This is a genomic window from Variovorax multivorans (genome assembly GCF_051216835.1).
Taxonomy (GTDB): Bacteria; Pseudomonadota; Gammaproteobacteria; order Burkholderiales; family Burkholderiaceae_C; genus Variovorax.
In genome coordinates, this window is the sequence record NZ_JBPJZL010000002.1 from 684,861 (window position 1) to 704,247 (window position 19,387).

The window sequence follows — 19,387 nt, forward strand, 5'->3', positions numbered from 1 at the left end:
CTTCAGGCGGTGTGATCGGGTTGCTGCTCGGCTTCGTCGCTGGCCAGATGGCCGTCGTGCGCGACTTCGTCCTGTTCGCGGTCGAGGAAATAGACGGCCACGTTGTGGCTGCCGGTGGCGAAGCAGGTCGCCAGCGCGGGCGTGATGGCGGTGGCCAGCGCTCGGCGCTGGGCCGGCGTGCGGCGATAGGCGTGCACCTTGACGAACACACGCGTGCCCTCTCCCCCGCCGTCGTGGCCCAGCTGGCCCTCGTGGGCGTAGTCGTGGGGCGCAACGGGCATGAAGTACAGCGTCACGGTCGAGGGCTCGACGCCGAACGACGTGACGACGCCATCGGTCAGCGCGCGGCTGGCGGTGCGCTTGCGGGTTTCGGGGGCGCTGGGCGCCAGGATTTCGAGATAGGGCATGTGGGGAGAAGTTGTTTCAGTTCGGCGCGACGGCGCGGCAGGAGGCGCGCTGGATCAGCCGCGAGCCGACGCGGTATTCACGGCCGCTGTTGGCCACGCCCGAGAGGCGCTGCACCAGCCGGTCGACCGCGAGGTTGGCCATCTCAAAGGCGCCGCTGTCCACCACGCTGATGGCGGGGCGCTGCCACTCGAACCACGGCGAGTCTTCGTAGAACAGCAGCGAGAGGTCGTCGGGAATCAGCAGCCCGCGCTCCGACACCACGCGCAGCACGCCGAGCGATGACTCGTGGTTGGCCACGAACAGGGCCGAAGGCGGCGTGGACATCGACAGCAGCGCGTTGGCAGCCACCACGCCGGTTTCGGGCGCATAGCGGCCGGCCTGGATCAGCGCCGGATCGATGGGCAGGCCCGCTTCCTGCATGGCCCGCTTGTAGCCCGCGAGACGTTCCTTGCCGGAGGTGGTGTCGCTCATGCCCACGATCAGGCCGATGCGGCGGTGCCCGAGGTCCAGCAGGTGCTTGGTGCCGGCGTAGGCGCCGTCGAGGTCGCCCGCGAGCACCGATTCGAGCGTGGCGCCCTCGACGCGGCGCACCGCGCAGATCACCGGGATGTCGGCGTGCTCCATGGCCAGCAGCTGGGCGCCGTTGGCCCCGTTGGGCACGGCGATCAGGCCGTCGACGCTGTGGTCGACCAGGGTCTTGAAGATGTCGCGCTCCTGCTCGGGGTCGTCGGCACTGATGCTCAGGATGACCTGGTAGCCGAGCGCCTGCATGCGCGTCTGCACCACCGAGGCGAGCACCTGGAACGAGGCGTTCTCCAGGTTGTGCACGGTGAGGCCGATGAGCCGCGAGCGCTTGGTTTTCAGCGCCCGGGCGAAGGTGTTGGTGCGGTAGCCGAGGGCGGCGGCGACCTGGATCACGTGCCGCTGCGTCGCGTGGTTGGTGAGGCTGGAGCCGGCCAGCGCACGGGAAGCCGTGGCAATGGAAACGTCGGCGGCACGGGCCACGTCGCGCAGCGTTACCGCCATGGCCTGGCCTCGTGAGAGCAGTTTCTTGTAAACGTTTGCATATTTTTATCGTAGGTTTTCATAAGGCCCGCAGTCAAGAAGAAAACTGCAAGCCATGCGGTCTGGTCGGGATTATTGCAATCGTTTCCAATTTTCTTGCATACTGCCGGCTTCAGCGACCCAACCCAGGATGGCCATGCACATTTCCGGAGTCGGCGGCATCTGGCCCGCCACGCTCACCCCCTTCACCCCGGACGGCCGCGTCGACGACGACGCGCTGGCCGCCCATGTGCGCGACGTGGCCGGCACGCCTGGCGTGCGCGCGGTGGTGGTCAACGGGCATGCGGGCGAGGCGACTTCGCTCGATCGCGCGGAGCGCGCCCAGGTGGTGAGCGTTGCGGTGGCTGCGGCCGGCAGCGTGCCCGTGGTGGCTGGCGTGGTGGCCGACGACACTCGCTACGCCTGCGCGCTGGCACAGGACGCATCGCAGGCCGGAGCCTCGGCCCTGCTGCTGTTTCCGCCCGCGGTGTTCGCGCAAGGCGCGGGCGCACGACCCGACATGGCCCACCGCTTCGTGAACGAAGTGGCCGGTGCGAGCAGCCTGCCCATCGTGCTGTTCCAGCTGTCGCGCGCCTCGGGCCTCGCTTTCTCGACCGAAACGCTGGCGCAGCTCTGCGCGGACGTGCCGGCCATCGTGGCCGTGAAAGAAGGCAGCGACATTCCCGAGCTCTACGAGGACAACCTCCGCGCCCTGCGCGCGCTGCCGCGCCCGGTCACGCTGCTGAGCAGCAGCAACAGTTGGTTGTTCGCCTCGCTGACCTATGGCGCCGACGGCATCCTGTCGGGCCTGGGCAGCGTGGCCGCCCCGCTGCTTGTGGCGCTGCACGAAGCCGTCGCACGCGGCGACCTGGCGGCCGCGCGCGCGGTCAACGATCGGCTGGTGCCGCTGTGCCGGGCCTTCTATCGCGCGCCTTATCTCGACGCCCACAACCGCATGAAGACTGCGCTGCATCTACTCGGTCGGCTGCCCCATCCGGACCCGCGCCCGCCGCTGCTGCCCGTGCCGGCCGACGACACGGCGCGCATTCGCGCGGCACTCGTGGCCTCGGGCCTGCTGCCTTCCTCCACCCATTGACCTACTGAACAACCTGTCCCATGGCTGATTTCCGCGGCACCTACACCATCATGGTCACGCCCTTCGACGCCGACGGCGCGGTCGACGTGCCCACGCTCGAGCGCTATGTCGACTGGCAGATCGAGTCCGGCATTCACGGCCTGATCCCGCTCGGCTCGACGGGCGAATTCATGTCGATGTCCGACGACGAGATCGAGCTTGTCGCCAAGACGGTGATCGACCGCGCCGCCGGCCGCGTGCCGGTGCTGATCGGCACCACCGCCGAAGACACGCGCGCCGCCGTGCGCCTGAGCCGCCGCGCCGAAACGCAGGGCGCCGACGGCGTGATGGTGCTGCCGCCCTTCTACAGCACCCCCACCGACGACGAGCTGTTCCTGCACTACAAGACCATCTCGGACGCCATCGGCATTCCGATCATGGTCTACAACAACCCGGCCGTTGCCAACGTCGACCTGAAGCCGCCGCTGGTGGCGCGGCTCTCGCAGATCGACAACTGCCGCTACATCAAGGAATCGACGCTCGAGGTGACCCGCGTGCGCGACATCATGCGGCTGTCGGACGGCCGCATGGCGGTGTTCGGCGGCATCATGGGCTTCGAGTCGTACGTCGAAGGCGCTGTGGGCTGGGCCGCAGTGCCATCGAACGGCGCTCCGCGCGAAATGGCGCGCCTGTATGACCTCGTCATGGCCGGCCAATTGGCCGAGGCGCGCACGCTGGCGTTCAGGCACTTTCCGATGATCGACTTCGTCGCCGGCCAGTCGTACGTGGCGGGCACCAAGGCCCTGCTCGCGGCCATGGGCCTGCCGGTCGGTGCGCCGCGCCCGCCGCGCCTGCCTCTGGGCGCCGAAGGCATCGCCGCGGCGAAGCGTCTGGTCGACGAACTCGGCCTGAAGATTCAAACCACCACTACCGCCTGAGGAACCCCATGAGCGCTGTGCAACCGGACACGCCCGCGTCGAGCACCGACAGCCGGGCCGAACTCGTCATCCGCATGGTCGGTGTGCAGAAGTGGTACGGCGACTTCCAGGTGCTGCGCGATATCGACCTCGAAGTGCAGCGCGGTGAACGCATCGTGATCTGCGGGCCTTCGGGCTCGGGCAAGTCGACGCTGCTGCGCTGCATCAACCGGCTCGAAGAGCATCAGCAGGGGCAGATCGTGGTGAACCGCACCGAACTCACCGCCGACATGCGTCGCATCGACGCGGTGCGGCGCGACGTCGGCATGGTGTTCCAGCACTTCAACCTGTTCCCGCATCTCACCATCCTCGAGAACTGCACGCTCGCGCCGGTGTGGAGCAAGAAGTACACGCCCAAGCAGGCGAAGGAAGTGGCCATGTCGTACCTGGAACGCGTGCGCATTCCGGAGCAGGCCAACAAATATCCGTCGCAGCTTTCAGGCGGCCAGCAGCAGCGCGTGGCCATTGCGCGCGCGCTGTGCATGGGCCCCAAGGTCATGCTGTTCGACGAACCGACCTCGGCGCTCGACCCCGAGATGGTCAAGGAGGTGCTGGACACCATGGTCTCGCTCGCCGACGATGGCATGACCATGCTGTCGGTCACGCACGAGATGAACTTCGCGCGCCAGGTTGCCAACCGCGTGATCTTCATGGACCAGGGCGCCATCGTCGAGCAGGCCGAGCCGAAGGAGTTCTTCAGCAACCCGAAACACGAACGCACCCGGCTCTTCCTGAGCCAGCTGCTGCACTGACCCAACCTCTCTTACTTTCAATCAATCACTCATGGCAAGAATTGGCATCGAAGCGGCGGGCATGCGCTTCATCGCGGAAACGAACCCCGAAGCACCCAAGACCGTGGAGGCGTTCACCAGGCTGCTGCCCTACAGGCAGAAGATCATCCACGTGCGCTGGAGCGGCGAGGGCTGCTGGATTCCGCTGGGCGACTTCGAACTGGGCGTCGGCTTCGAGAACCACACCAGCCATCCTTCGGTCGGCGACATCCTGTTCTACCCCGGCGGCTACAGCGAGACCGAGATCATCCTGGCCTACGGCAGCTGCAGCTTCGCCAGCAAGATGGGGCCGCTGGCGGGCAACCACTTCCTGACGATCGTGGAAGGCAAGGAGCAGTTGCGCGCGCTCGGCAAGAAGGTGCTGTGGGAAGGCGCGCAGGACATCGCGTTCGAGCTGCTCTGATCTGATTCGGGTTGCGGCGGAGGTCGTCAGATGTGCGCGTCTTCGACCGCATCCCCGTCTTCCGGCACGAACACCATGCCGGTCTTGGCGTTGTAGTCCATCAGGCCCGCGTAGCGGCCCCAGGCGATCATCGTCTCGAAGATCTTCTCCGGGTTGTCGTACGGCAAGGCGCTGCCGATGTCCTTGATGACGCGCTCGGCCTCGACCTCTTCGTATTCCTTGAGCAGCGCGATGATGATGTGGAACAGCCGCAGCTTGAAAACCTGTTCCTCGAAGATCGCGCGCTTTCCGAGCCGGTCGGCAGCGACGAACTTCCGGCCGAGCTCGGTGAAGCGCACCTCTTGCCTCGGCGTATCGATCAACTCGAGGATTTCAGCCGCCTTGAGGATGGCGATCGTCTCGCCGAACTCCTTTCCGATCTCGTCGGAAATGTCGTAGATGTTGGACAGGTCCGGCGAGTCGCTGAGGATGCTCATCAGCCCCAGGATCTGCCCCACGGGCACCAGCGGGATCGATTCCATGCGGGTGCGCGCACGTGAGATGGGCTCTCCCTTCACGGGCGTCTCCGGCGGCAGGTCGGGCAGCGTCATCGTGGTGATGCACTCGTGGATCACGCTGACCAGCCGCTGGAACTCGGGGTCCTTGCTGTCGCGCGGATAGGGCAGCTTGTTCTCCAGCACGAGGCCGATGCGCCCCGGGCGCGGAAACACGACCACGATGCGCGTGGCCATCTCCACAGCCTCTTCGATGTTGTGCGTGACCATGAAGACCGAGCTGAGGTCGCCGCCCGGGTCGCGCCACAGGCTGATCAGCTCCTGCCGGAGGTTCTCCGCCGTCAGCACGTCCAGCGCACTGAAAGCCTCGTCCAGGCACAGCAGCTTGGGCTGTGAAACCAGCGCACGCGCAATGCCCACCCGCTGCCTCATGCCGCCCGACAGCTCGCGCGGAAAGGCCGAGTGGTAGTTGCCCAGGCCGATGAGCTCGATCGCCCGATCGACGGCTGCGTCGCGCTCGGCGCGGCCGATCTTTCTGGCCATCAGGCCCACCGCCACGTTCTGCTCGACGGTGAGCCACGGGTAGAGCGCGAAAGTCTGGAAGACCACCGAGGCATCGGGATTCACGCCGTTGAGCGGCTTGCCGTTGGCCAGCGCCCGGCCCGAGGTCGGCACGATCAGGCCCGTGAGGCAACGCAGGATGGTCGACTTGCCCGAGCCCGACTGCCCCAGCAGCGCAAGGAACTCGCCTTCGCTGACAGCCAGGTCGATGTTGTCGAGCACCTTGAGCTCATGGTTTCCCGCTGTCATGAACGTCTTGGTGACGGCACGGAGCTCGGCCACCGGCACGGGCGGCTCCTTTAATAAGGGCGTGGGAGTGTTCATGTTCAGTCCAATCTGAATCGGCGCTCGGCAAAGGCATACAGCCGGCGCCAGATGAGCTTGTTCATCAGCACGACGAAGATCGACATCACGCCGATGCTCGCGATGATCAATGGCGTATCGCCCGTCTTGGTGACGTTGGCGATGTACGCGCCAAGGCCATCCGCCTGCAGGCTCGTGCCGCCCCATGTCGCGAGTTCGGCCACGATGCTGGCGTTCCATGCGCCGCCGGCGGCCGTGCAGGCGCCCGTCACCCAGAACGGGAAGATCGCCGGCAGGATCAGGGTGCGCCACAGGCTCCAGCGGCGCAGGCCGTAGACGCGCCCGGCTTCCTTCAAATCGTTCGGAATCGCCATGGCGCCGGCGATCACGTTGAACAGGATGTACCACTGCGTGCCCATGGCAATGAGCAGGATGCTGCCCCAGTTGAGGCTGATGTGGCTGGCCACGAAGAAGCCGACGACGATCGGGAACGTCATGTTCACGGGAAACGAAGCACCGATCTGCGCCAGCGGCTGGGCGAATCGCGCAACGCGCGGCTGGAACCCGATCCACACGCCGACCGGCGTCCAGATCAGCGTGGCCAGGACCGTCATGGCGGCGACGCGCAGGGCCGTAAGAAAACCAAGCCAGACGATGTGGCCAAAGTCGGCCAAAGACAGCGCACCGTGCAGCGCGGCAGTGGCCGCCGCCACGGCCCTGAGAAGCTCGATGCCGATCCAGATGGAAAGCACAATGCCCACCACCCGCCAGAGCAGCTTCTTCCACGACGCCTTGAGCCTCACCGGCATCCGCGCCATCGGAGCCCGCGCCTGGAACGCCTTGTCGAGCAACGGGCGCCAGAGGCGTTCGCTGATCCACGTGAACAGGTAGGCGCCGCGCAGCAGGTTGTAGACCCACGAGGTTGCCGGGGTCGTCGACCCCGTCAGCTCGATCTTGAACTTGTCCGCCCACGCCAGCAAAGGGCGCCAGACCAGCTGGTCGCTGGCCAGGATCAACACGATCATGGCCACCACCGCCCACAGCGCGGCCGTTTTGTCGCCGTTCGAGATCGCCTGCACCATGTACGAGCCCAGGCCCGGCAGCTTGATGTCCTTGTTCATCACGCTGATGGCTTCGCTCTGCGCGACGAAGAACCAGCCGCCGCCGAAGGACATCATCGAATTCCAGATCAGGCTGTGCGCCGATGCCGGCAGCTCGACCGTCCTGAAGCGCTGCCAGCGGGTCAGGCCGTAGGTCGACGCGGCCTCCTGCATGTCGGTGGGAACGGTGACCATCGAGTGATAGAAACCGAAGGCCATGTTCCACACCTGCCCGGTGAAGATGGCGAAGATCGCCGCGCACTCGACGCCGAGCAGGCTGCCGGGAAACAGCGCCATGAACCCCGTCACCGTTGCCGACAGGAACCCCAGCACCGGCACCGACTGCAGCACGTCGAGCGCCGGCAGGATGAAGGCGCGCGCAGTCCGGTTCTTTGCCGCGAGGTAGCCCACGGAAATGGCGAAGAACAGCGAGAAGCCGAAGGCGATCCACATGCGCATCAGCGTGCGGCCCGCGTAGTACGGAATCAGGCTCGGCGAGTTGTCGACCTGCGGCACCGCGGCAGGATCGAAATGCACCAGCATGCCCTTGCCGAAGTGCAATGCGCTCCAGAACAAACCCAGCAAGGCCAGCATGACCAGGGCATCGACCCAGCCGAATGCACGGCGTTCTTCAGTGACGGTGAGCTGCGGGGCGGTGCTTTTCATGCAGGGCGGTAACTCTTGTCAGTGAAAGTGTTACCGGCCATTCTCGTGCCTGGGCGACCAAACGGGAATCGGGTCATGAGCGGGAAGCCTATCCCGCAGCGCGCAAAAAGGGCGCAAATTCCTGGAATCGACTCCCTGATCAGCGCGCGGCCGGCGCGCGCGTCGACTTGCGCACCACCAGCTCAGGCCGAAGCACTACGGTCGACGCCGACATTGCGGCCCCGTCGATCTCCGCGAACAGCATCTCGGCCGAGCGCCAGCCAAGTTCGCGGTGCGGCAGGCGGATGGTGGTGAGCGGCGGATCGACCATGTCCACCAGCGGCATGTCGTTGTGGCCGGTGACCGAGATGTCCTGCGGCACGCGCAGTCCCGCCTCGCGCAGCGCGTCGTAGGCGCCCAGCGCGACGAGGTCGTTGCAGCAGACCACCGCCTGCGGTGCGGCGCCGGCCGCGAGCATCTGCTTCATTGCGGCCGCGCCCGCCTCGCGGCTGTAGCTCGCGCACTCGACCACGCGGAACGGCTTCATGCGGTGGTCGCGCAAGGCCTGCTCCACGCCCAGCGAGCGGCCCACGCCGGTGGGAATGTTCTGCGGCCCCGCGAGATGCGCGATGCGCTTGTGGCCCAAGCTGACGAGGTGGTCGACCGCGAGCTTCATCGCGAGCCGGTCGTCGCTGACCACGGCCGGCAGGCGGCCGGTTTCGTCGGCGCGGTTGACCAGCACCGTGGTCATGCCGGCCTTGACGACGAAGTCGACCAGCGGGTCGTCGCGCGTGGCGGTGGCCAGGATCACGCCGTCGACGCGCTGCGCCAGCATGCGTTCGAGCACCGGCCGCGCCAGCGCGGGGTCGACCACGTTGGTGACGAAGACGAAGTAGCCGCGCGCCGCCGCGCTGGCCTCGATGCCTTGGAGGATCGGCGGGAACACCGCGTTCGTGATGTCGGGCACCAGCACGCCGATGGTGTGGGTGCGGCCCGTGCGCAAAGCTGAGGCTGCGCGGTTGGGCCGGTAGCCCAGGCGCTGCGCCGCAGCTTCCACCACGCGCAGCACTTCGTCGCTGATCAACGAACGCTTCTCGGGGCTAAGCGCGCGCGACACGGTCGACACATGCACGCCGGCGGCACGAGCGACGTCGCGAATGGTCACGGGGGAGGAAGTCGGGCTGGTGCTCATGGATTGGTGCAAACGATTGTCGTGCGTGTCAGGCCTTGAGAGCGGCTTTTCCTATTCATGACCTGCGGAATGTGGTCATTTTACTTTTCGACTATCTGGCGTAATATCGTGCAAACGATTGCACGAAATCTATGAGACCCACCATGAACATCGCCACCTCCCCCGACTCGGTGTTGGGCTTCGCGCTCGACGCCATGAAGCGAACGCCCGACCCACGGCTGCGCACCGTGATGGATGCGCTCACTCGCCACCTGCATGCCTTCGTCCAGGAGGTGAAGCTGACCGAGGAAGAGTTCGAGCAAGCGCTCGAATTCATCGTCGCCATCGGCCAGGCCACTGGCGAGACCAAGAACGAAGTGGTGCTGGCGGCCGACATCCTCGGCGTGTCCACCGTGGTGGCGCTGCAGAACAACCAGGATCCGCACGGCGAATCGCCGGCCGCGCTGCTTGGGCCGTTCTGGCGCGCGAACTCGCCGGCCTGCGCGCCGGACGACAACATCGCGCGCTCAGGCACGCCGGGCATTCCGCTCGCGGTGACGGGCACGGTGCGCGACGCCAAGGGCCAGCCCGTGGCCGACGCCACGGTCGACGTGTGGCAGGCCTCGCCCATCGGCCTCTACGAGAACCAGGACCCCGAACAGGAAGACATGAACCTGCGCGGCCGCTTCAGCACCGATGCGCAGGGACGCTTTCACTTCCGCAGCGTGCGGCCGGCCGGCTACCCGGTGCCTACCGATGGGCCCTGCGGCGTGCTGCTGCGCGCGCAGCAGCGCCATCCGAACCGGCCCGCGCACCTGCACTTCATGGTGAGCAAGCCGGGCCACAAGGTGCTGATCACGCAGGTGTTCGCCGATGACGACGAGAACCTGGAGAGCGACCCGACCTTCGGCGTGACGCGCCGGCTGATCGGCCGCTTCGCGTTGGCGCCCGATGGCAAGACCGCCTCGCTGCAGTACGACTTCCAGCTTGAGCCGGGCGAAATGAAGTTCCCCCGTCCACCGATTCCCTGACTCCACAACTCCTCTTCATCCCATGAGCTTCGATCCTGTTTCCAGACTCGACGGCAAGGTCGCCGTCATCACCGGTGGCCTCGGCGCCATCGGCTACGCGACGGCCACCCGCCTCGCAGCGCTCGGCGCTACCTGCTTGCTGCTGCACCGCAAGGGCGACGATGCGGCCGCGCGTGCTGCCGCCCTGCCCTCCGCGCAAGGACAGCGCCACGGCGCCATCCGCGCAGACATCGTCGACACGCCGAGCCTGCAGGCCGCTGCCGCAGAGGTGAAGGCCACGCATGGCCGCTGCGACATCCTGGTCAACAGCGCGGGCCACACGCAGCCCGTGCCGGCTGGCGACCTCGACGCGCTGACCGACGAGCTCATCGACGACATCGTGCGCGCCAACTTCCGCGGCGTGTTCGCGACCATCCGCGCCTTTGCACCGATGCTCAAGGCCAGCGGCGACGGGCTGGTAGTCAACATCTCGTCCATCGCGGGCTTCACCGGCGTGGGCAGCAACCTCGCGTATGTCGCGGCCAAGGCCGGGCTGGACGTGGTCGGCGACGCGCTGGCCAAGGCACTGGCACCGGCGGTGCGCGTGGTGTCGGTGTCGCCGGGCGCGGTCGAGTCGGGTTTCGTGCCCGGCCGTGGCGCAGAGTTCGCGAACAAGATGGCCAGCACCACGCCGCTCGGGCGTATCGGCAAGCCCGACGACGTGGCCGCGACGGTCGAAGCGCTTGCAACGACCATGCGCTTCGTCACCGGCACGCGCATCGTGGTCGATGGAGGGCGCCACCTGTGAGCACCGGCAAGACCCTCATCACCTGCGCCGTCACGGGCAACCTCGTGAAGCCCGAGCAGACGCCGCACCTGCCGATCACGCCGGTGCAGATCGCCGACGAATGCCTGGCCGCGGCAGAGGCCGGCGCGGCGCAGGTGCACATCCACGTGCGCCACCCGGAGACCGGCAAGCCATCGATGGAAGTCGAGCTCTACCGCGAGGTGGTCGATCGCATCCGCCGCGAGAACCGCGAAATCATCATCAACCTGACGACCGGCCCCGGCGGGCGCTTCATTCCGAGCGAGGACGACCCGAAGATCGCCGCGCCAGGCACAACGCTGCTGCCTCCGGAAAAGCGCGTAGAGCACATCGCGCTGATCAAGCCCGACGTGTGCTCGCTCGACCTCAACACCATGAACTCCGGGCCCGACGTGGTGATGAATACGCCGAAGAACGTGCGCCGCATGGCGAAGGTGATCCGCGAGGCGGGCGTCAAGCCCGAGCTGGAGATTTTCGATTCGGGCGACATCAACCTCGCGCTCGACCTCATCGCCGACGGCACGCTCGACGGCCCCGCCATGTGGACCTTCGTGCTCGGCGTGAAGTACGGCTTTGCGCCCACGCCCGAGACGCTGCTGTACGCACGCAACATGCTGCCGCGCGGCGCGTTCTGGAGCGCCTTCGGCATCGGTCGCATGGAGTTTCCGATCGTCGCGCAGTCCTGGCTGCTGGGCGGCCATGTGCGCGTGGGCATGGAGGACAACATCTACCTCGAGAAGAGCGTGCTGGCCGAGAGCAATGCGCAGCTGGTGGCGAAGGCGCGCGACATCCTGCTGAGCCTGGGCGGCGAAGTCGCCAACCCGCGCGAGGCGCGCGACATGCTGGGCTTGCCGGATGCAAGGAGCTGAACGATGAGCATCGCAGCCATGCACCCTGCCCACAGCTCCCGCGCATTGCGTGTGAGTGAGAAGGCCGCGAACCTCGACACGCTGCGGCTCGAGGCCGCGCCGCAGCCGGAACCCACGCCGCCACCCGGCCACGCCGTGGTGCGCATCGCCGCCGCCGCGGTGAACCCGAGCGACGTGAAGGCGACGCTGGGCATCATGCCGCAGGCCGTGTGGCCACGCACTCCTGGCCGCGACTTCGCGGGCACCGTGGTGAGCGGGCCGGTCGAATGGATCGGCCGCGAGGTCTATGGCTCGGGCGGCGATGTCGGCATTACGCGCGACGGCTCGCACGCCCGCTACATGGTGCTGCCCGAAGCTGCGCTGCGCGCCAAGCCCCAGGGCATTTCGATGGACGAGGCCGGCGCGGTGGGCGTGCCTTTCGTCACCGCCTATGAAGGCTTTCGCCGCAGCGGCATGCCGCAGGCGGGCCAGACGGTGCTGGTGCTCGGTGCCAACGGCAAGGTCGGGCAGGCGGCGGTGCAGCTCGCTTCGCAGGCTGGCGCGCGGGTGATCGCAGTGCAGCGGCAGGCCGGGCCCTTCGAGGGATTCGCGAACGGGCCGGTCGACGTGATCGACGCGCGCCAGCACGCCGACGTGGGCGCGCAAGTGCGCGAACTCACCGACGGGCGCGGCGCGCACATCGTCTACAACACCGTGGGGAGCGCCTACTTCGAGGCCGCCAACAAGGCGATGGCCAAGGGCGCGACGCAGATCTTCATTGCCACGCACGACCGCGCAGTGCCCTTCGACATCTTTGCGTTCTACCGCGGCATGCACACCTTCGTGGGCATCGACTCGCTGGCGATGGACTGCATTGCCTCCACCGCGCAGCTCGACGCGATGCGCGAGGGCTTCGAGCGCGGCACGCTGAAGCCCTTTCCCGTGGCGCGCCACTTCGCGCTCGACGAAGCCATCGACGCCTACCGGCTGGTGCTGTCGGGCAGCACCGACCGCGTCGTGCTGCGCCCCTGAAACCACAAGGAACACCCGCCATGCATGTGACCCGTTTCAACGAAGCGCCGCACTACGAGGCGCCCAACCATTTCGACATGCGCTGCCTGCGCCTGCAGGGCAAGGAGGCCGGCCCCTCCACGCAGATGTGGATGGGCATGAGCCAGATCCTGCCCGGCGGCCACACCGGGCTCGACGGTTCGCCGATGGAAAAGCTCTATCTCGTGCTCGAAGGCCAGCTCCATGTGGTCGGCGAGACCGACGGCGCGCACCAGGAAGACGTGCTCGAGCAGTACGACAGCTGCCGCTTCGCGCCCGGCGAGAAACGCCAGCTTGAAAACCGCAGCAACCGGCCGGTGCTGGTGGCGCTGGTGATGCCGAACGCGCCACCGGCCTAGCGCTCGCGCCGCCTTCGGTCATTCATCGCTCATCGAACAAATCAACGGAGACAAGACGCATGAAGAACAAGACTTTCCCCTGGAGCCGCCGCCAGGCGCTCACCGTGGCCGCGGCGCTCGCGGCCTGCACGCTGGACAGCAGCGGCGCGCTGGCGCAGGGCGCATGGCCGGGCACGCAGCCGATCAAGCTGGTGGTGCCGTTTACGGCAGGCAGCGGCACCGACATCGTCGCGCGCCTTGTGGCCGAGAAGCTCGGACCAACGCTGGGCACGAGCGTGATCGTCGACAACAAGCCCGGCGCGGGCGGAACCCTGGGCGCGGCCATCACGGCAAAGTCACCGGCCGACGGGTACACGCTGCTGGTGCATTCAGCGGGGCACCTCGTGAACCCGTGGATCTACAAGGGCCTGTCGTACGACACGATCAAGGACTTCACCGGCATCACGCCGATGGCCAGCCTGCCCAACGTGCTGGTGACCGCGCCCGCGCATTTCACGAACGTGCAGGACCTGGTCGCGAAGGTCAAGGCAAAGCCGGGCAGCTTCAACTACGGATCGGCCGGCAATGGCTCGGCCACGCACATGAACGCCGAGGTGTTCCGCCTCGCAGCCGGGCTCGATGCGCAGCACGTGCCCTTCCGCGGCACGCCCGAGGCGATGACCGAAGTGATGTCGGGCCGCGTCGACTGGTTCTTCGCGCCGATGGTGTCGGCGCTGCCGCTCATCAAGAGCGGCAAGCTGCAGGCGCTGGCCGTGGGAACCGCCCAGCGCTCGCCCGCCTTGCCCGATGCCCCAACCACCGTGGAGGCCGGCGTGCCGGGTTCGGCGTATTTGTTCTGGGTCGGCCTCTTCGCTCCGGCGAAAACGCCGCAGCCCGTGGTGGAGCGGCTTCAGGCCGAGGTCGCGAAGATCATGGTGTCGCCCGAGCTGAAAGAGCGGCTGGAGAAGCTCGGCGCCGAGCCGTTCACGATGCCGTCGGCACAGTTCAACAAGTTCATCGTCGATGAAACCGCCAAGGCGCAGCAAGTGGTCAAGGCTGCGAGCATCAAGGTGGACTGACACGACACAAAGCGGAAGGCCCCGTCCTTCCTGCGCTGCATGAGGTACGCCTCAACTTGTCCGAAACTCCAAGGCCGACAACGAAAGTCTCTCGCCTCAAGAGGAGAGATGACTCGCCTCATCATTTGGTGCTTAGAGCTTGGCAGGATAAAGGTTCGCAGACGCAGTTGGCCCGCCGAAACACATCCTCAGGCACTGCAAACGATGACCGAGGTCGGACGACTCGCCTATCTTTCCATCAAACAGCTCTCCCAGCAGTCTCCGGCTCTTGGCAAGATCCATTTCTCCGGCGGCATATTTCAATGCGAGAGTAGGCAACAGCCTGTGCACCTTAGCTAACAACCCCCAGCCCTCAGATTCAGGGAAACGTGCAATCAAGGCGTGACGGTATCGCCAGCCGGTTGCCGGGTTGAAATTGACCGCCAGAATTTTCCCTCCATGTCCCGACCCGTCGATGAATGCTTCCGGGAAACAGATCAACTCGAAAGGGATCTGTACGTAGGCGGTGTAGTTCGCCATCATGAAGGCTTCGATGCTCGTCATGCGGCCAATGGCATCCTGGCTGTTCGCGGCAAAGACCCTGATCAGTTTTCTGTGTTCTGACTCATACTCAAACAGCAAAATGTCAACTCCGCTGGCCTTTCGAATTAATCGGGCATAAACGCCGGTTTCTTTGCGAAAGTTATAGAGGACCAGGGGATGAAGCCTGTCGGGCTGCTGTAATGCGCGCTCGAAGAGCCGCCGAAAGTTCGCCAGCCTGTAAGGTTTTTCAAAGCGGAAACTTCGGGTCTGTTGCGGGTTGTCGATGGTCGGGGCTGGGATTCTCCGAGATTTATCGAAAACCAACAGCAGCTGGTCTGAATCAATTGAAAATTCTGGCATCCATCGGAGATCCTCCGTGTGCCAAATGTGAATAAGGATTGATCGAACAGCACCGTAGCGCTGCATAAGCCGGAGAACTGGAAGCTCGTCGTTCCAAAAGACATTGCCCAATGCAAAACCGCCGTCCATATAGACATGTATATCGCCGCTGGCTCCCATGCCGAAATACCGGGACACCAGCGCCCACAGAAGCGTCGAAAGCTCCCACGGGACTGCTTTGAACAATGAAAGCTTGTCGAGCAGCTGCCCTATATCGGTTTTTTCCAGAGCGGTAGCTTCGGGCGGTGGTTGGGAGACCTCATATGCTTTCTTGCGGCTCTCCGCACCTGACCAGAACACGCGCGGGCTTTCCGCCTCCAACGGCTTCAACCCCAGAGCTTTGGCGCGCTGCAGGAAAGCATAGGCTTTGTCTATCTTCTTCTCGACGAAGCACTCCACCATCAATTCCCAAAGGCCCAAAGCCTGTTCTTCGCTGATGGAATTCTTTAAGGTCCGAACGCGCTCAACGAACTCTTTTTGCCATATCACCAGATTGTCATTCAACATCTGGAAATTGACGGTATGAGCATCGACAGGGCCTTTTGGCCCATAGTTTCTCTCGAAAAACAAATTGATTTGCTCGATCGATGGTCGCCTTGGTGCGGTCGGCATGAGCCCAAGGACGTGAGCATCGATAGCCTCAGGAAAAGGCCCCTGCATGTAGGTCGCGCAAACTGGGCAGCGAGTGCTGACGGAATATTCGGCCAGCTCGTGCCATCCGCTCTTTCCCTCCCGAGTGCAGGGGATGCATTTCCACCAGGCCATCGATCACTCCCGTTCTCAATCGTTAGAAAAGCTCCGTCACTCTCGATTCATGTCAATTTGTTACGCGAAATATTAAGGGCACGGCGGGGACCGGTCCATCACCCAAATTAGGTATCGCGGCGCGCGCGAGGCGCTCGAAAGCAGCTCTGAAAGATGCTGGGCCCTACGCAAGCCGATGCCCACCCGCGAGATAGCAAGGCGCACAGGCCTGTCTCGCAACACCGCAAAGAGGTACCTGCGAGCGACCGACGAAATGTCGCGCTACACGAAGCGTATGTCGATGCTCGTCCAACTCGAAACTCGGCCTCTTAGAAATCAACGACTTAGCGCACGCTGACTCACCGTGCACGGAATCCCTGTCTCATCCAAGTCGGAACTTTTCGGTATCTTGTTTCACTTGACTCTGAACTTTGCCGAGCTTCATGTACAACTCGACCGCTCGAATTCTGTCTTCGTAATGAATACATGAACTACCTCTTGGTAGTCCAGTTTTTGTCCGCATCCCCAGTGGGTCAAACGAGCGTGGAAATCCACGATCGACAGCCAAGCCAAGGCGAGAAAAAGGGAACTAGAGGAATCCCAAGTGAACGAACGCCAGCACCAGGGAGGCCCCAACGGCACCCCCGAGGCACGCCGACGTCACGATGTGCGCCCCGATCTCGATTCGCACAGTTTGCACCGCCGATCGCAGTCGCGGGACACGGCCAAGTGCGCGCTCGCATTGCCTCATGTGTTGAGCGAGGCTCGCGATGTCACTCTCGACCAAGTCAGTCGTGGTCGACCAGAGACCATTGGGCTTGCAGGCTTCCACGGTGAAGAATCCTTCAGCACTCCCCGGATTCAGTTCTTCCCAAACTTTGTCTTGGCGGCGGCCGCGCAACTTGCCTTGGCATCACCCGACATACTGTCGCACTTCTCGGTAGCGACCTTGTAGTCGGCATCGCGCTTTGCCTGGCTGGCGTCGACCTTGGCCTCGCCGATTTCCTTGCCCATCTTGGCGTTGGCCAGCGCCTTGGTCTTGAGAGCCTTGGCCTCCTGGACGCACACGTCCTTGGCATTGCCCGACTGGTCATCGCACTTTTCCTTGGCGACTGCATAGCCCGCCTCCGCCTTCGCAACCAGCACCTTGTTCCGGTCGCTGGACTTGGCGGTATAGCCGTACTCCAGTTCGGCGCGCGCAACTTTCTCCTTGGCCTTGGCTTCTTCGATGCAGATGTCCTTGGCGTTGTCAGCCAAGGGGACGCACGCCGCCTTGTCGGCCTTGACGTCCGCGCTGATGCGAGTCTTGCCGGCCTGATACTCGGCCTTGGTCATCGTCGCTGCCTGTGCCATTGGCAGTACCAGCATGACGACAACAAGAATCGAAGTCTTGATATTGAAAAGCGTGTTCATATGAACCTTTCTTTGCCCTCAAAATTGGAGGTCGCAATGCATTCACTGCGCGCTTGCCAAAGCGCCCGGCGAAGTGTGCAAGACCTTTTGCGCTCCATATTTGTAGACGGTCGAGTGCGTCTTGTCTGTGCGATACCAAACATGCGCGCCCGCTGCGACTTGGCCCTCCGCCTTGGTCAACGCGCGCTACGGCATAGAACGCATGGCACGCCCCAGTCTTCGTCGGCGACGGCCTCGAGGCAATGCAGGGCAGTGAGAGTAGACGGGTGTCTGGACCAGACCCTGGGCGGTGACGCATAGGCGCGGTATCGAACAGACTTCGACGGCGGGCACTGCTACTGTGGCGTCATGTCCGATAGGTCCGCGCCATGTCACTTTCCTTGTTTGCTGCCGAAACTTTGGTCTTTGACTATCTGAATGGACGCATCCTGCCAAGCACACTGCACCGCGCTGTCGTGCTTGCAGTCGAGACAAGGCTGATGAACGGGTTGATGCCGGTACTGGACGAAACCCTCTGCACCGAGATGGAAGACCATGCCACTGCACCGCCCCCCTTGGTCTCCTGAATCCGTCCTGAGAGCCACACAGGAACGCCTGAGAACTCTCCGCTCGCCATTGGGGAAACACGGGGACGCGCCCTCCGCGTGAGGGTCTTCCTCCGACCTCACTCGTAATCGCGGCCGATGTACAAAGATCACAGTGAAAAGGCGCCAGGAACCGCGCAACATTGGGCCTGTGGAACATCGATCGTCCCCATGGCCGAGTCCGCTCGGCTTCCCGGCAAGAACTTGGCAGTCGACCTGTCGAACCCCTGCGACCGCGCAGCGTGATGCCTTCTTTCAAAAACAGGGGAGCGCAATGGCCGATCCGCCGCCTTACCAACGCTTCCACCAGGGCCGTGCAGCGGCCCAAATAGCGAGAGGGCGGGTGTCTAGTTCGTGATTCATTGCAGGAGCACTGCCGCAAAGTCGTCGGACTTCCACTTCGAGCGCGTGGGCAATGCCGCGGGCATCTCGATCGCCACGGAGTGCGCGTCGGCGCCATTCGGCAGCCTGGGCCGCCAATCCATGTTGATCTGAGTTTTCCAGTTCCATGATGGAGAGGGATTGTTCATTGCTTATGGCAACTGGCTGTAGGCGGACGGAGTGCACCCTTGTACGAAGGGATACAAATAACCATCTGCGCTTGCAGGTGCGACATCAATGCGACCGCCCGTCAATGCTCGGCAGCGCAATAGGCAAGGAACTCATTGACCTCTGCTGCCTTGTCGAAGACCGCATCGGCGCCCAGACGAATGCACTCCGCACGGTTGTCTGGAGAAGCCGCATTGGTCAACGCCACCACGATCCCTCTCTTCCCGCCGAGCGCTGAAAGGGCGGCCAGTACGCCGAGTCCTGTTCCCTGTTTCAGCAACAGATCCACGACGAGAAGCTGCCATGCCTCTTCGTTCGCCTGGAGCCAGGCCACAGCTTCGGCCTCGGAAAGCGCAGTCCCTACGACCTCCGCCCGCAGATAGCCCTCGAGCACGACCTTGAGGCTGTCTTGGATCAACGGCTCGTCTTCCACAATAAAAACGGCAAGCGTCATTTTGGGGAGCCTCCTGCGGATATCGATATCGAATGCGGGGCGCATTGCTAACGTCCTGTAGAAGGTCGTGCTTTCGAGGAGGCCCTGTTGTAGGTAGACACCGCGTCAGCTTGTTGGCGCAGCAGCCAAGCCCGCCGCGTCACCGTGCGTCCGACGCCTCCAGATCGGCAGGGCGCTGTGTCGAGTTCAACAGGGAACAAGCACGCATCTTCAACGCCGCTTCGCCCTTGGCCGTCACCCGTATCACCGTGGCTTGACCGGAGTAAGTTGTTCGCCCCTGGTAGTGCATGAACGGCGGAAGATCTGCCTCTATCAGTCTTGCAGCGCGCAGCAAGTCGCATTTCTCGATGTCCTCATGCACGTCGATGGTCATGGGCATATCTGCGGAGCAAAGCCGCTCGAGCAATTGCATGGGCATTGCAGATCCTCGCATCGATGCAGGTTGACGTCGCCGGTTGATGAACTCGCTTGCACCGCAGTGCCTAGGGAACATCTGATCAAGTCCACGGATGGCCGCTCTGAACGTTGATTACGCATGCTGAATGAAGGAGCGCCAACGATGAGCCAGATCAGTTTTTCGGATGCCGAGCATGCAGGCA

Annotated in this window: 21 protein-coding genes and 1 pseudogene; 12 read left to right on the forward strand and 10 right to left on the reverse strand. The window is 64.3% G+C overall.

Translation table 11 applies throughout. The features are described from left to right. Positions 1 to 2: 2 nt before the first annotated feature. Positions 3 to 407 (reverse strand): tautomerase family protein, encoded by a 405-nt coding sequence (locus tag ACSFCA_RS06810; protein WP_435459035.1) that lies wholly within the window; start codon positions 405 to 407, stop codon positions 3 to 5. Positions 408 to 423: 16 nt separating this feature from the next. Then, positions 424 to 1,434, reverse strand: coding sequence for a LacI family DNA-binding transcriptional regulator (locus ACSFCA_RS06815; protein WP_435459036.1), 1,011 nt, complete (start codon positions 1,432 to 1,434; stop codon positions 424 to 426). Between the two features lie 175 nt (positions 1,435 to 1,609). Between ACSFCA_RS06815 and ACSFCA_RS06820 the strand changes: the two genes are divergently transcribed. The 4 genes from ACSFCA_RS06820 to ACSFCA_RS06835 all read left to right on the forward strand — a co-directional run bounded on the left by ACSFCA_RS06820 (position 1,610) and on the right by ACSFCA_RS06835 (position 4,698). Beyond that, positions 1,610 to 2,548 carry a dihydrodipicolinate synthase family protein gene (locus tag ACSFCA_RS06820; RefSeq protein ID WP_435459037.1) on the forward strand — a complete coding sequence of 313 codons (939 nt, stop codon included), beginning with the start codon at positions 1,610 to 1,612 and terminating at the stop codon, positions 2,546 to 2,548. A gap of 20 nt (positions 2,549 to 2,568) precedes the next feature. After that, positions 2,569 to 3,465 (forward strand): dihydrodipicolinate synthase family protein, encoded by an 897-nt coding sequence (locus ACSFCA_RS06825; RefSeq protein ID WP_435459038.1) that lies wholly within the window; start codon positions 2,569 to 2,571, stop codon positions 3,463 to 3,465. A 74-nt stretch (positions 3,466 to 3,539) separates the two neighbouring features. Further along, positions 3,540 to 4,256, forward strand: a complete 717-nt coding sequence (locus ACSFCA_RS06830) for an amino acid ABC transporter ATP-binding protein (RefSeq protein ID WP_435459062.1) — start codon at positions 3,540 to 3,542, stop codon at positions 4,254 to 4,256. A gap of 31 nt (positions 4,257 to 4,287) precedes the next feature. Then, complete coding sequence (locus ACSFCA_RS06835) at positions 4,288 to 4,698, forward strand: DUF3830 family protein (RefSeq protein ID WP_258351015.1); 411 nt, start codon at positions 4,288 to 4,290, stop codon at positions 4,696 to 4,698. Between the two features lie 26 nt (positions 4,699 to 4,724). Here the strand turns inward: ACSFCA_RS06835 and ACSFCA_RS06840 are convergent, their stop codons facing one another. The 3 genes from ACSFCA_RS06840 to ACSFCA_RS06850 form a co-directional block, all read right to left on the reverse strand. Next, complete coding sequence (locus ACSFCA_RS06840) at positions 4,725 to 6,077, reverse strand: ABC transporter ATP-binding protein (RefSeq protein WP_258351016.1); 1,353 nt, start codon at positions 6,075 to 6,077, stop codon at positions 4,725 to 4,727. Between the two features lie 2 nt (positions 6,078 to 6,079). Beyond that, positions 6,080 to 7,822, reverse strand: coding sequence for an ABC transporter permease (locus tag ACSFCA_RS06845; protein ID WP_435459039.1), 1,743 nt, complete (start codon positions 7,820 to 7,822; stop codon positions 6,080 to 6,082). Between the two features lie 139 nt (positions 7,823 to 7,961). After that, entirely contained in the window at positions 7,962 to 8,993 is a 1,032-nt protein-coding gene (locus ACSFCA_RS06850; RefSeq protein WP_435459040.1) for a LacI family DNA-binding transcriptional regulator, read from the reverse strand. A 143-nt stretch (positions 8,994 to 9,136) separates the two neighbouring features. On the opposite strand from ACSFCA_RS06850, the gene ACSFCA_RS06855 reads away from it, so the two are divergent. From ACSFCA_RS06855 to ACSFCA_RS06880, 6 genes are read left to right on the forward strand one after another with little or no spacing between them, the layout of a single operon-like run. Next, positions 9,137 to 10,003, forward strand: coding sequence for a dioxygenase family protein (locus ACSFCA_RS06855; protein WP_435459041.1), 867 nt, complete (start codon positions 9,137 to 9,139; stop codon positions 10,001 to 10,003). A gap of 22 nt (positions 10,004 to 10,025) precedes the next feature. After that, positions 10,026 to 10,790, forward strand: a complete 765-nt coding sequence (locus ACSFCA_RS06860) for an SDR family NAD(P)-dependent oxidoreductase (protein WP_258351020.1) — start codon at positions 10,026 to 10,028, stop codon at positions 10,788 to 10,790. Then, complete coding sequence (locus tag ACSFCA_RS06865; RefSeq protein WP_435459042.1) at positions 10,787 to 11,677, forward strand: beta-keto acid cleavage family enzyme; 891 nt, start codon at positions 10,787 to 10,789, stop codon at positions 11,675 to 11,677. Before ACSFCA_RS06860 ends, ACSFCA_RS06865 begins: the two co-directional genes overlap by 4 nt. A 3-nt stretch (positions 11,678 to 11,680) precedes the next feature. Continuing rightward, the gene (locus ACSFCA_RS06870) at positions 11,681 to 12,688 is read left to right on the forward strand and encodes a quinone oxidoreductase family protein (protein ID WP_435459043.1); all 1,008 of its coding nucleotides are present in this window, start codon (positions 11,681 to 11,683) and stop codon (positions 12,686 to 12,688) included. A 20-nt stretch (positions 12,689 to 12,708) separates the two neighbouring features. Then, positions 12,709 to 13,065, forward strand: coding sequence for a cupin domain-containing protein (locus ACSFCA_RS06875; protein WP_258351024.1), 357 nt, complete (start codon positions 12,709 to 12,711; stop codon positions 13,063 to 13,065). 59 nt (positions 13,066 to 13,124) lie between these two features. Then, positions 13,125 to 14,123: a Bug family tripartite tricarboxylate transporter substrate binding protein gene (locus ACSFCA_RS06880; protein WP_435459044.1), complete on the forward strand. Its 999-nt coding sequence runs from the start codon at positions 13,125 to 13,127 to the stop codon at positions 14,121 to 14,123. Positions 14,124 to 14,255: 132 nt separating this feature from the next. On the opposite strand, the gene ACSFCA_RS06885 is transcribed toward ACSFCA_RS06880, so the two are convergent. Continuing rightward, complete coding sequence (locus ACSFCA_RS06885; protein WP_435459045.1) at positions 14,256 to 15,809, reverse strand: hypothetical protein; 1,554 nt, start codon at positions 15,807 to 15,809, stop codon at positions 14,256 to 14,258. A gap of 175 nt (positions 15,810 to 15,984) precedes the next feature. On the opposite strand from ACSFCA_RS06885, the pseudogene ACSFCA_RS06890 reads away from it, so the two are divergent. Continuing rightward, positions 15,985 to 16,089 (forward strand): annotated as a pseudogene (locus tag ACSFCA_RS06890) (helix-turn-helix domain-containing protein); the annotation flags it as partial. Between the two features lie 560 nt (positions 16,090 to 16,649). On the opposite strand, the gene ACSFCA_RS06895 reads toward ACSFCA_RS06890, so the two are convergent. Further along, positions 16,650 to 17,201: a hypothetical protein gene (locus tag ACSFCA_RS06895; protein ID WP_258351027.1), complete on the reverse strand. Its 552-nt coding sequence runs from the start codon at positions 17,199 to 17,201 to the stop codon at positions 16,650 to 16,652. Positions 17,202 to 17,569: 368 nt separating this feature from the next. Here ACSFCA_RS06895 and ACSFCA_RS06900 point away from each other — a divergent pair, with 368 nt between their 5' ends. Continuing rightward, complete coding sequence (locus ACSFCA_RS06900; protein ID WP_258351028.1) at positions 17,570 to 17,767, forward strand: hypothetical protein; 198 nt, start codon at positions 17,570 to 17,572, stop codon at positions 17,765 to 17,767. A gap of 377 nt (positions 17,768 to 18,144) precedes the next feature. On the opposite strand, the gene ACSFCA_RS06905 is transcribed toward ACSFCA_RS06900, so the two are convergent. The 3 genes from ACSFCA_RS06905 to ACSFCA_RS06915 all read right to left on the reverse strand — a co-directional run bounded on the left by ACSFCA_RS06905 (position 18,145) and on the right by ACSFCA_RS06915 (position 19,161). Continuing rightward, positions 18,145 to 18,315: a hypothetical protein gene (locus ACSFCA_RS06905; RefSeq protein WP_435459046.1), complete on the reverse strand. Its 171-nt coding sequence runs from the start codon at positions 18,313 to 18,315 to the stop codon at positions 18,145 to 18,147. A 101-nt stretch (positions 18,316 to 18,416) separates the two neighbouring features. Then, positions 18,417 to 18,788, reverse strand: a complete 372-nt coding sequence (locus ACSFCA_RS06910; RefSeq protein WP_435459047.1) for a response regulator — start codon at positions 18,786 to 18,788, stop codon at positions 18,417 to 18,419. Positions 18,789 to 18,927: 139 nt separating this feature from the next. Further along, entirely contained in the window at positions 18,928 to 19,161 is a 234-nt protein-coding gene (locus tag ACSFCA_RS06915; protein ID WP_416492889.1) for a hypothetical protein, read from the reverse strand. Between the last annotated feature and the right edge of the window lie 226 nt (positions 19,162 to 19,387).